Origin of the sequence: Pseudarthrobacter sp. (assembly GCF_036675385.1) — a bacterium.
Lineage (GTDB): Bacteria > Actinomycetota > Actinomycetes > Actinomycetales > Micrococcaceae > Arthrobacter.
Genome location: NZ_JAKFFD010000092.1, coordinates 1 through 12,243 on the forward strand (window position 1 = coordinate 1; position 12,243 = coordinate 12,243).

The 12,243-nt window shown below is 62.6% G+C and carries 8 protein-coding genes and 1 pseudogene; 7 read left to right on the top strand and 2 right to left on the bottom strand.

All coding sequences use genetic code 11. From position 1 onward, the window contains the following. The 4 genes and pseudogenes from V6M49_RS07320 to rplL form a co-directional block, all read left to right on the top strand. Positions 1-111: pseudogene (locus V6M49_RS07320) on the top strand (GNAT family N-acetyltransferase); the annotation flags it as partial. A gap of 8 nt (positions 112-119) precedes the next feature. Then, on the top strand, positions 120-1,238 hold the full coding sequence (locus V6M49_RS07325) for a GNAT family N-acetyltransferase (RefSeq protein WP_141142151.1): 1,119 nt from the start codon (positions 120-122) through the stop codon (positions 1,236-1,238). 296 nt (positions 1,239-1,534) lie between these two features. Further along, positions 1,535-2,134 carry a 50S ribosomal protein L10 gene (rplJ, locus tag V6M49_RS07330; RefSeq protein WP_141141217.1) on the top strand — a complete coding sequence of 200 codons (600 nt, stop codon included), beginning with the start codon at positions 1,535-1,537 and terminating at the stop codon, positions 2,132-2,134. Positions 2,135-2,214: 80 nt separating this feature from the next. Beyond that, positions 2,215-2,592 carry a 50S ribosomal protein L7/L12 gene (gene rplL, locus V6M49_RS07335; RefSeq protein WP_056344416.1) on the top strand — a complete coding sequence of 126 codons (378 nt, stop codon included), beginning with the start codon at positions 2,215-2,217 and terminating at the stop codon, positions 2,590-2,592. Between the two features lie 125 nt (positions 2,593-2,717). On the opposite strand, the gene V6M49_RS07340 is transcribed toward rplL, so the two are convergent. Together V6M49_RS07340 and V6M49_RS07345 are read right to left on the bottom strand one after the other, a co-directional pair. After that, on the bottom strand, positions 2,718-3,215 hold the full coding sequence (locus V6M49_RS07340) for an aminoacyl-tRNA deacylase (protein WP_104062636.1): 498 nt from the start codon (positions 3,213-3,215) through the stop codon (positions 2,718-2,720). A 16-nt stretch (positions 3,216-3,231) separates the two neighbouring features. Then, positions 3,232-4,431 (bottom strand): acetyl-CoA C-acetyltransferase, encoded by a 1,200-nt coding sequence (locus V6M49_RS07345; RefSeq protein WP_332760713.1) that lies wholly within the window; start codon positions 4,429-4,431, stop codon positions 3,232-3,234. 242 nt (positions 4,432-4,673) lie between these two features. On the opposite strand from V6M49_RS07345, the gene V6M49_RS07350 reads away from it, so the two are divergent. The 3 genes from V6M49_RS07350 to V6M49_RS07360 all read left to right on the top strand — a co-directional run. Further along, positions 4,674-5,144, top strand: coding sequence for a hypothetical protein (locus V6M49_RS07350; RefSeq protein WP_332760714.1), 471 nt, complete (start codon positions 4,674-4,676; stop codon positions 5,142-5,144). A 296-nt stretch (positions 5,145-5,440) separates the two neighbouring features. Continuing rightward, a complete protein-coding gene (gene rpoB, locus V6M49_RS07355) occupies positions 5,441-8,950 on the top strand; it encodes a DNA-directed RNA polymerase subunit beta (RefSeq protein WP_104062650.1) in 3,510 nt (1,169 codons plus the stop codon). Positions 8,951-9,111: 161 nt separating this feature from the next. Beyond that, on the top strand, positions 9,112-12,243 hold a 3,132-nt coding region (locus V6M49_RS07360; RefSeq protein WP_332760715.1), incomplete at its 3' end, for a DNA-directed RNA polymerase subunit beta'.

Below are 12,243 nucleotides of genomic sequence, written 5' to 3' on the forward strand. Positions count from 1 at the left end.
TCGGTGCTGACATGGAACGCCGTGGAAAACCGGCATATGCTGGCGATAAATAATTTGCTTGGATTCAAACCTGCTGGTTATGAGGGCGAATGGCAGAAACGGCTGGGATGACGCACCTGATGGCAGAAGATGTACGGATCGAGCAGTTGTGGATCCCGGATACCGTGGACGCGCCCGACGCAGTGGATTTTCTGGCTGCCGTGGAGGTGGGCCGCAAAGTCCGGATGCAGACCTGGGGCAGTGATGACCTCGCGTACACGCCGCTGGAGAAGCTCCTGGAGCTGGCCGATCCCTATGAGCGCCAGATCATCCTGGTGGCCAAGGCCGGGGACCAGATCATCGGCACGGTGGACATTGCACTGCCGCTGACTGACAACCTGGACATGGCGGAGTTCACGCTGGACATCCTGCCGGAGTTCCAGCGCCAGGGGGTGGGCCGCAAGCTGCTGCTCGCGGCAGAACACCTGGCACGCAGCGAGGGCCGCACGCTGATCCTCGTTGACACCAACCATCCCGGCGCGTCCCTGCACGAGTTCGAGGCGGCCCAGCTGGTGCCGGGTTCCGGGCAGGGCTTTGTGCCGCTGGACAGCCGGGAAGTCGAATTCGCGCGCCGGACGGGCTACACGCTGCAGCACATCGAACAGTTCAGCGCCTGTGCACTGCCCCTGGACACCAAACTCGTGGCCGATCTCCAGGCCGAGGCCGATGAAGCCAACAACGGGCGGTACCGGCTTCATCACTGGACGGACCGCTGCCCGGATGAGTGGCTGGAGGCCGTGGCCGTGCTCGAAAACCAGGCGGGCGCCGACGTCGACCCTTCCCTGGAGACTCCCGTTGAGCAGGACATGGTGTTCGACGGCGGCATCCTCCGCGAGGCGGAAGAGGTCACCATCGCGCAGGGGAGGCGGACGGTGGTCACCGCCGTCGAGCATCTGGCCACCGGGGCACTGGTGGGCCTGACCACCATCAGCGTCCTTGCGCACCGGCCCGATGTGGTGTTCCAGGACGACACCCTGGTCCTGCAGGAGCACCGCGGGAACAAGCTGGGGCTGCTGATCAAGGTGGCCAACATGGAGCGGCTCACCGAGCAGTTCCCCGATGCCCGGGTGATCTACACCTGGAACGCGCCGGAGAACAGGTATCTGCTGACGGTCAACCAGCAGCTGGGCTTCACCACGGCCGGCGTGACCGGCATCTGGCAGAAAGAGCTCCCACACCTGGGGACCAGCAAGAGCTGAGGCCGATTTGGTGGTCCGGCGGCCCGTCCCGTAAGCTTGAACTACCAAAGACCGTCGGTTGTTGGAAATCCATTCTCCTGAACGCAGCTCAACTCTGCAGTTGTGTGCGGGAGGCCAAATGTATTTCTGGACGAAGGACCCTGAACATAGGGCGGCCGGCGCAGGTGAACGAAGCAACGCTCCACAGTGAAAACCGTGTTGAGCCAAGCCCCGTGCATCTGCGCGGGGCGTTTTTTCGTTTTAGCTCATCTGAGCGGGGACCGTCGCATACCGGCACTATCCCCGGAAGGAGGGTTATGGCAACGCCTACAAAGGTTTCAGCAGTAGCTGAGATCACTAACGATTTCAAGGAATCGAACGCCGCTGTCCTGACCGAATACCGCGGGCTCACCGTTGCACAGCTCAAGCAGCTGCGTGTTTCTCTCGGCCAGGACACCAAGTTCTCGGTCGTCAAGAACACCCTGACCGCAATTGCAGCCAAGGAAGCTGGTGTCGAAGCATTCAACGACCAGCTCTCCGGCCCCACTGCAATCGCGTTCATCAAGGGTGACGCAGTTGCAGCTGCCAAGAGCCTGACGGATTTTGCCAAGGCCAACAAGCAGCTGGTCATCAAGACCGGTTACTTCGAGGGCAAGGCACTGACCGCCAGCGAAGTTTCTGCACTGGCAGCGCTCGAGTCCCGCGAGCGGCAGCTCGCCATGGTTGCAGGCATCCTCAAGGCTCCTGCTGCCGCCGCTGCACGCACGATTGACGCACTGCGCCTCAAGCTTGAAGAAGAGAACGGTGCACCGGCAGCTGCCGAGGCTCCCGCCGCTGAAGAAGCTCCGGCCGCAGACGAAGCCCCCGAAGCAGTTGCAGAAGCCTCGGCTGAAGCACCCGCTGCCGAAGAGAACTAGTTTCTCTTCACCCACCAGACTCCGGTGTGAAGGCAATGGCCCAGGCCGCCAAGCACCACCTATAGGAAGGACGCCACACCATGGCGAAGCTCACCAACGAAGAGCTCATTGAAGCTTTCAAGGAACTGACCATCATCGAGCTCTCCGAGTTCGTCAAGCTCTTCGAAGAGACCTTCGAAGTTACTGCAGCTGCAGTTGCTGTTGCTGGCCCCGCCGGTGGCGGCGCAGCTGAAGAAGCTGAAGAGCAGACTGAATTCGACGTTATCCTCGAATCAGCTGGCGAAAAGAAGATCGCAGTGATCAAGGAAGTTCGCGCAATCACTTCCCTGGGTCTGAAGGAAGCTAAGGACGTTGTTGACAGCGCTCCGAAGGCTGTTCTCGAAGGCGTCACGAAGGAAGCTGCCGAGAAGGCAGTGGAGCAGCTCCAGGCTGCCGGCGCAACCGTTACCCTCAAGTAACTCACGCCGCTTCACGGAAAACCCCGTCCACTTCGGTGGGCGGGGTTTTCCTGCATTTAACCCAACGCGGGGTCACATAATGCCCCTGAAGTGCCCACTATTGGGCCGTGAGTGACCCCGCGTTGCTAGCTCGGTTCGGAGATATCGGCGACGACGGCGCCCAGTGCTGCGGTGAGCGCATCGGCGTCCACAAACGCGCTGTAGCCGTGTTCGCCGGCGCCCATGGAGATCCGGCGGCCGGCAATGGTGGCGTCCGCGTACACCGGCCAGGCGGTGGTGCTGCCGAGCGGGGTGATGGTCCCGCGTTCGTAGCCGGTCGCACCAAGCGCCACGTCCGCGGGCGGCAACGAGAGTTTGTTGACGCCCACCAGGGTCCGCAGTTTTGGCCAGGAGATCTGCCGGTCGCCCGGAATCAGCGCGAACAGGAACGTCCCGTCCTTGTGCTTGACCACCAGGGATTTCACGATGTCCGCGGGCGTGATGCCTAGGATCCCGGCAGCCTCCTCGAGGCTCCGCGCTGCCAACCGCTCCACCAGCTGCACGTCCAAGCCGCGCGCGGCGGCGTCAGCAAGGAAGCGCTGACGTCCGACGGCGGCGCTCCCGTTGTCCGCCTGCCCCGCCATCAGTCCGTGCCCGCCATCAGTCCCGGTACAGCAGGAGCGCTTCGCCCTGACCGCCGCCGCCGCACAGGGAGACCGCGGCCTTGCCGCTGCCCCGCCGTTTGAGTTCATGGGCCGCGTGCAGCGCCAACCGCGCACCGGAAGCTCCGATCGGGTGGCCCAGGGCAATGGCGCCGCCGTGGATGTTGCACTTCTCCAGCGGGTAGTCCAGGTCTTTCAGCGACTGCACCGCGACTGAACCGAACGCTTCGTTAATTTCGATGAAGTCCAGGTCGCCGGTGCTCCATTCCGCCCGCTGCAGTGCGTTCATGATGGCGTGGGACGGCTGCGAATGCAGGGAATTGTCCGGACCGGCAACCTGTCCGGGCTTCCCCACCACAGCCAGGTATTCCAGGCCGTTCTCCTCCGCGAAACGGCGCGATGCCAGCACCAGTGCGGAGGCGCCGTCGGACAGGGGAGAGGAGTTGCCGGCGGTGATGGTTCCGTCGCTGACAAAGGCTGCCCGCAGCCCGGCCAGGGACTCGATGGACGTGTTGGGCCGTACCCCTTCATCCGTGGAGACAACGACGGGATCTCCCTTGCGCTGCTTGACGCTGATGGGTGCGATCTCGTCGTCGAAGACGCCGTTCTTCGCCGCCAGCGCCGCGCGCTGGTGCGATTGGGCGGCCACGTTGTCCTGCGAGGTCCGGTCAATGCCCAGGGTCAGGTTCTTGGTTTCGGTGGACAGGCCCATGGACTGGCCGTCGAATGCATCCGTGAGGCCGTCGTGCGCCGCAACGTCCAGCGCCTGGATGGTGCCATAGGTCCAGCCCTGGCGGGAACCCGGCAGCAGGTGAGGCGCACGGGTCATGGATTCCTGGCCGCCGGCCACCACGACGGTGGCGTCGCCGCTGCGGATCATCCTGGCGGCGTCGATCACCGCGGTCAGCCCGGACAGGCACACCTTGTTGATGGTGACGGTCGGAACGTTCCAGCCGATTCCCGCTCCGATAGCGCTCTGGCGTGCGGGGTTCTGCCCGGCGCCGGCCTGCAGTACCTGGCCCATGATGACGGCGTCCACCTGGCTGGCGTCCACGCCGCTCGCTGCAATCGCGGACCTGATCGCGTGCGCTCCCAGTTCGACGGCGGTGAAGCTCGCCAGCTGCCCGTTGAGCCGGCCCTGCGGCGTGCGCGCACCGGCCAGGATGACCACGTCAGTGTTGTCGTTGGAGTTGCCCATTGTGATCTCTTCCGCTCTGAATCGATGTACTTCCAAGGCTACCGTGAGGCTTGTCACCTATTTATCCAAACGCCGCAGGGGTGCCGATGATTCCAATCGTGCCGGCCGTGGCCACCAGGGGAGAACTACCCATCCGCCGGTTGTGCGCGAGGTCGCGGTGGTGCGTAGGGTGGACGGCGAAGACGAAAGCAACAGAGCAACGCAAAACATCAGAGCAACGCAAAACAGGGAGCAGCAGCATCTTGAAGAAAATCCTCGCCGCGGCAGCCATGGCCAGCCTCGCCGGACTCACCGCCTGCAGCGTTGCCACTCCTGCGCCGGACAGCACTTCATCCACAGCAGCCCCCACTGCGTCCACGTCGGCACCTTCCACCGCGTCGCCGTCGCGCTCTTCCAGTCCGTCGGCAGCGCCCCAGGCCGGTGGTGTTAAGGGAGCTTGCGAGACGTTCAACTCGCTCTATGCCGACTACAAGGCCATCCAGGACGATTCCAACGCCTACGAGGACATCTACTTTGCCGCGCAGGACGCCAAGGACACGGTGTCGGGGAACCTGGTGGGACTGTTTACCTCCCTCAGCGTCCTCGCGCTTGACCACTCCACGGCCGCGAAAAGCGGCGGCGATCCCGAGCAGGCGTCCAAGGATGGTGTGCGTGATGCGGTCTTCGCCAACGCCAACGAGTGCACCGCCGAGGGCGTTACGCTCCGCCTCTGATCGCGGTCCGGGAGCCAAAAAATCAGTGCTTGCAATAAGTCCGGTTGTGGGGTAGACACGTAATTGGTTTTGCCGTATCGTAGATATTTGCGTCTTCCCTGTTTACCTTCAGCCTTCATATAGCGGTGGGCTTTGCCTGGCAGCTGACCATCAACGTGCCGTCAACAACGTCATTGTATGGAAAGCCCCGGCCCGGGTCATATAGCGGAACCGGATGGTAGCACTGCGGAGTCATTCCGCAGGGTGCACAGCGGGGGAGATCTGAAAACGCCTGAAGGTCTGTGGAAGGATCCCTCTTGGTCGCCTCGAGCACCTCTAATAACGAAACCGCTAACACCGCCGACAGCACTGATGGTGCCACTCGCCGGCTCTCATTCGCAAAGATTCACGAACCGCTGGACGTTCCGAATCTCCTTGCCCTGCAGACGGACAGCTTCGACTGGCTGGTCGGAAACGAACGCTGGCAGGCGCGCGTAGCGAAGGCCGTCGAAGAAAACGATCTCAGCGTCGCCACCTCGTCCGGACTGTCGGACATCTTTGAAGAGATCTCCCCGATCGAGGACTTCCAGGGCACCATGTCCCTGAGCTTCTCCGATCCGGAGTTCGCTGACCCGAAGTACACCATGGCCGAGTGCAAGGACCGGGACGCAACGTACTCGGCACCGCTGTACGTCAAGGCCGAGTTCATGAACAACAACACGGGCGAAATCAAGCAGCAGACCGTGTTCATGGGCGACTTCCCCCTCATGACGGAGAAGGGCACCTTCGTCGTCAACGGCACCGAGCGTGTGGTCGTCTCCCAGCTGGTCCGTTCACCGGGCGCCTACTTTGAGCGCACCGCCGACAAGACCAGTGACAAGGACATCTTCACTGCCAAGATCATCCCGTCCCGCGGTGCATGGTTTGAACTCGAAATCGACAAGCGCGACCAGGTCGGCGTTCGCCTCGACCGCAAGCGCAAGCAGTCCGTCACCGTTCTGCTGAAGGCCCTCGGCTGGACCGAAGGCCAGATCCTCGAAGAGTTCGGCCAGTACGACTCCATGCGCGCAACGCTGGAGAAGGACGCCACCGAGACCCGCGAAGACGCGTTGCTGGACATCTACCGGAAGCTGCGACCGGGCGAGCCGCCCACAGTCGAGGCTGCCCAGTCCCTCCTGGACAACCTGTACTTCAACTCCAAGCGCTACGATCTGGCCAAGGTTGGCCGTTACAAGATCAACCGCAAGCTTGGCATCGACCGTTCCCTTGGCGACAAGGAAGCTTCGGTCCTGCACGTTGAAGACATCGTGGCCATGATCAAGTTCCTGGTTGCCCTGCACGCCGGCGAGAAGACCCTCACGGGCAAGCGCGACGGCCAGGACCACGAGCTGCGCGTTGAGATCGATGACATCGACCACTTCGGCAACCGTCGTATCCGCGCCGTCGGCGAGCTCATCGAGAACCAGGTCCGCACCGGCCTGTCCCGTATGGAGCGCGTTGTCCGCGAGCGGATGACCACCCAGGACGTCGAGGCCATCACGCCGCAGACACTGATCAACATCCGCCCTGTTGTTGCAGCCATCAAGGAGTTCTTCGGAACTTCCCAGCTGTCGCAGTTTATGGACCAGAACAACCCTCTGTCGGGTCTGACCCACAAGCGCCGTCTGTCCGCGCTTGGCCCGGGTGGTCTGTCCCGTGACCGCGCAGGCATGGAAGTTCGAGACGTTCACCCGTCCCACTACGGACGTATGTGCCCCATCGAAACCCCTGAAGGCCCGAACATTGGTCTGATCGGTTCGCTGGCATCCTACGGCCGCATCAACCCGTTCGGCTTCATCGAGACTCCTTACCGTCTCGTCGCTGAAGGCGTTGTCTCCGACGAGGTCCAGTACCTCACGGCCGACGACGAAGCAGAGGTCCTGATCGCACAGGCCAACGCTCCGCTGGATGAGAACAAGAAGTTCGCCGAAGAGACCGTCCTGGTCCGCGCCCGTGGTGGTGGAGGCGAGCCTGTGCTCGTTCCCGCCGGCGAGGTCGAGTTCATGGACGTTTCCCCGCGCCAGATGGTGTCCGTGGCTACGGCCCTGATCCCGTTCCTCGAGCATGACGATGCTAACCGCGCACTCATGGGTGCCAACATGCAGCGCCAGGCCGTGCCGCTGGTCCGTTCCGAGGCCCCGTTCGTGGGCACCGGCATGGAGCGCGCCGCAGCCGTCGACGCCGGTGATGTCACCATTGCGAAGAAAGCCGGTGTGGTTACCGAGGTCTCCGCTGAGCTCGTCATTATGCTCAACGACGACGGTACGGAAACCAACTACCGCATCAACAAGTTCGCACGCTCCAACCAGGGCAACTGCTACAACAACCGTGTCCTGGTGAACGAAGGCCAGCGCCTCGAGGTCGGCGGCATCATCGCCGACGGTCCGGCAACGGACCAGGGCGAACTCGCCCTCGGTAAGAACCTGCTCGTGGCATTCATGTCATGGGAAGGCCACAACTTCGAGGACGCCATCATCCTCTCGCAGCGCATTGTTGCCGAGGACGTTCTTTCCTCCATCCACATCGAGGAGCACGAGATCGATGCCCGCGACACCAAGCTTGGTGCCGAGGAAATCACCCGTGACATCCCCAACGTGTCCGAGGAAGTCCTGGCAGGCCTGGACGAGCGCGGCATCATCCACATCGGTGCCGAAGTTGAAGCCGGCGACATCCTGGTCGGAAAGGTCACCCCGAAGGGTGAAACCGAACTGACCCCGGAAGAACGCCTGCTGCGCGCCATCTTCGGTGAGAAGTCCCGCGAAGTGCGCGACACCTCCCTGAAGGTTCCGCACGGCGAGTCCGGCACCGTCATCGGCGTCCGCGTCTTCGACCGCGACAACGACGACGAACTGCCCCCGGGCGTGAACCAGCTGGTGCGCGTCTACGTGGCCGCCAAGCGCAAGATCACCGACGGCGACAAGCTCGCCGGCCGTCACGGCAACAAGGGCGTTATCTCCAAGATCCTCCCGATCGAGGACATGCCCTTCCTTGCCGACGGTACCCCCGTTGATATTGTCCTGAACCCGCTGGGTGTTCCGGGCCGTATGAACGTCGGCCAGGTGCTGGAAACGCACCTCGGCTGGGTTGCCAAGACCGGTTGGAAGATCGAAGGCGAGCCCGAGTGGATGAAGCAGCTGCCGAACCTGCCGCGCGAGAGTGGCTCCACCACTGTTGCAACGCCGGTGTTCGATGGCGCCCGTGAAGAGGAAATCACGGGTCTGCTGGACTCCACCAACGTCACGCGCGACGGCGACCGCCTGATCAACTCCTCAGGCAAGACCCGCCTCTTCGACGGCCGCTCCGGCGAGCCGTTCCCGGATCCGATCTCGGTCGGCTACATGTACATCCTGAAGCTCCACCACCTGGTGGACGACAAGATCCACGCCCGTTCCACTGGCCCGTACTCCATGATCACGCAGCAGCCGCTGGGTGGTAAGGCACAGTTCGGTGGCCAGCGCTTCGGTGAGATGGAAGTGTGGGCGCTGGAAGCTTATGGCGCCGCGTACACGCTCCAGGAACTCCTCACCATCAAGTCGGATGATATCCACGGTCGTGTCAAGGTCTACGAAGCAATCGTCAAGGGCGAGAACATCCCCGAGCCGGGCGTTCCTGAGTCCTTCAAGGTCTTGATCAAGGAAATGCAGTCGCTGTGCCTGAACGTGGAAGTACTCTCCACGGACGGAACCACAATTGAAATGCGTGACTCTGATGACGCAGTCTTCACGGCTGCGGAAGAACTGGGCATCGATCTGTCTCGTGCAGAGCCCAGTTCCGTAGAAGAGGTTTAGCAGGTTGATGTCCGGGGAAAAGCAAGCGGCCCCGCCGCGCTGCCTTTTCCCCGGCATCACCTCCCTCTTCCCGTAACCGGGGCAACCGGTGGTCGAGCTTGTCGAGACCCAGGTGCCCTCAAGACTTCAGAATTTAGAGAACAAGAGAGAACAGGGACCATATGTCCAGCGAATCCTCCTTCGGCCTCATGCAGATCGGCCTCGCCACCGCGGATGACATCCGTGGCTGGTCTTACGGCGAGGTTAAGAAGCCGGAAACCATCAACTACCGCACGCTCAAGCCCGAGAAGGACGGCCTCTTCTGCGAGAAGATCTTCGGCCCTTCCCGCGACTGGGAATGCTACTGCGGTAAGTACAAGCGCGTGCGCTTCAAGGGCATCATCTGCGAGCGTTGTGGCGTTGAAGTCACCCGTGCGAAGGTCCGCCGTGAGCGCATGGGCCACATCGAGCTGGCCGCCCCGGTCACGCACATCTGGTACTTCAAGGGTGTTCCGTCCCGCCTGGGCTACCTCCTTGACCTGGCACCGAAGGACCTCGAAAAGGTCATCTACTTCGCTGCCTACATGATCACCAGCGTCGACGCCGACAGCCGCCACGAGGAACTGCCCAACCTGCAGGTTGAGCACGACATCGAGAAGAAGCAGCTGATCGACAACCGCGACTCCGACATCGCCACGATCGCCCGTGACCTCGAAAACGAGATCGCGCGCCTCGAAGGTGAAGGTGCCAAGGCTGCCGACAAGAAGAAGGCCCGCGACTCCGCGGACCGTCAGATGGCCAACGTGCGTAAGCGTGCCGACGCCGAGATCGAGCGCCTCGAGCAGGTCTGGGACCGTTTCAAGAACCTGAAGGTCGCAGACCTCGAAGGCGACGAAGGCCTCTACCGCGAGCTGCGCGACCGCTACGGCATGTACTTCGAAGGCTCCATGGGTGCCGAAGCCATCAAGAAGCGTCTTGAGAACTTCGACATGCAGGCCGAGTCTGACCTGCTGCGCGACATCATCGCCAACGGCAAGGGCCAGCGCAAGACCCGCGCCCTGAAGCGCCTGAAGGTGGTCAACGCGTTCCTGACCACCAACAACAGCCCGCTCGGCATGGTTCTCGACGCCGTCCCGGTGATCCCGCCGGAACTGCGCCCGATGGTCCAGCTGGACGGTGGCCGCTTCGCGACCTCCGACCTCAACGACCTCTACCGTCGTGTGATCAACCGCAACAACCGCCTCAAGCGCCTGCTTGACCTCGGTGCCCCGGAGATTATCGTCAACAACGAGAAGCGCATGCTTCAGGAAGCTGTTGACAGCCTCTTCGACAACGGCCGTCGCGGCCGTCCGGTCACCGGTCCGGGCAACCGTCCGCTGAAGTCCCTGAGCGACATGCTCAAGGGCAAGCAGGGCCGTTTCCGCCAGAACCTCCTCGGCAAGCGCGTTGACTACTCCGGCCGTTCGGTCATCGTCGTCGGCCCGCAGCTGAAGCTGCACCAGTGTGGTCTGCCCAAGCAGATGGCACTGGAGCTCTTCAAGCCGTTCGTGATGAAGCGCCTGGTTGACCTCAACCACGCCCAGAACATCAAGTCGGCCAAGCGCATGGTTGAGCGTTACCGTCCGCAGGTCTGGGACGTGTTGGAAGAGATCATCACCGAACACCCGGTGCTGCTCAACCGTGCACCTACCCTGCACCGCCTTGGCATCCAGGCGTTCGAACCGCAGCTTGTTGAAGGTAAGGCAATCCAGCTCCACCCGCTGGTTTGTGGCGCCTTCAACGCTGACTTCGACGGCGACCAGATGGCAGTCCACCTGCCGCTGAGCCCTGAGGCCCAGGCTGAGGCACGCATCCTGATGCTGTCCTCGAACAACATCCTGAAGCCGTCCGACGGCCGTCCGGTCACCCTGCCTTCGCAGGATATGATCATCGGCCTTTACCACCTGACCACCAAGCGTGTCGGTTCAGCTGGCGAAGGACGCGTCTTCTCCTCGGTTGCCGAAGCCATCATGGCCTACGACCTCCGCGAGCTGCACCTGAACTCGCAGGTCAGGATCCGTCTCGAAGGCTTCGTTCCGTACGCGGGCTGGGAAGCTCCGGAAGGCTGGGAAGCCGGCCAGCCGGTGATCGTCCAGACCTCCCTGGGACAGGTCATCTTCAACCAGACGCTGCCGGCGGATTACCCGTGGGTTGAGAACGTTGCGGACAAGGGCGAACTGTCCACGATCGTCAACGATCTCGCCGAGCGCTACCCGAAGGTCGTCACGGCGGCAACGCTGGACAACCTGAAGGACGCCGGTTTCTACTGGGCCACCCGCTCAGGCGTTACCGTCGCCATCTCGGACATCGAGGTACCCAAGGACAAGCCGCGGATCCTCGCCGGCTACGAAACCATGGCTGCCAAGATCCAGGGCCAGTACGACAAGGGCCTGATCGACGACGACGAGCGTCGCCAGGAACTGATCGAGATCTGGAACAAGGCAACCAACGAGATCGCCCAGGTGATGCGTGACAACCTGTCGCCGATGAACACCATCAACCGCATGGTGTCCTCCGGTGCACGTGGTAACTGGATGCAGGTCCGTCAGATCGCGGGTATCCGTGGCCTGGTGGCCAACCCTAAGGGTGAAATCATCCCGCGTCCCATCAAGTCCTCCTACCGCGAGGGCCTGTCGGTGCTGGAATACTTCATCGCCACGCACGGTGCCCGTAAGGGTCTTGCTGACACCGCGCTGCGTACCGCCAACTCGGGTTACCTGACCCGTCGTCTGGTGGACGTGTCGCAGGACGTCATCGTTCGCGAAGAGGACTGCGGCACTGAGCGCGGCCTGGTCACGGCAATCGCCGTGCCGGACGCCAATGGCGAGCTGGTCCTGGACGAGAACGTCGAGAACAGCGCCTACGCCCGTACGCTCGCTGTTGATGTTGTGGACTCCAAGGGCAATGTCCTTGCGGCCGGCGGCACCGACTGCGGCGACGTCGTTATCGCTGAGCTGTTCGCAGCCGGCATCACCGAGGTCAAGGTCCGCTCCGTACTCACCTGTGAGTCCAGCGTCGGCACCTGCGCCCTGTGCTACGGCCGTTCACTGGCCACCGGCAAGACCGTGGACATCGGCGAGGCCGTCGGCATCATCGCCGCACAGTCGATCGGTGAGCCCGGTACCCAGCTGACCATGCGTACGTTCCACACCGGTGGTGCTGTTTCCGCCAGCGGTGGCGACGACATCACCCAGGGTCTGCCCCGTATCCAGGAGCTCTTCGAAGCCCGTACTCCGAAGGGTGTCGCACCGATTGCTGAAGCAGCCGGCCGCATC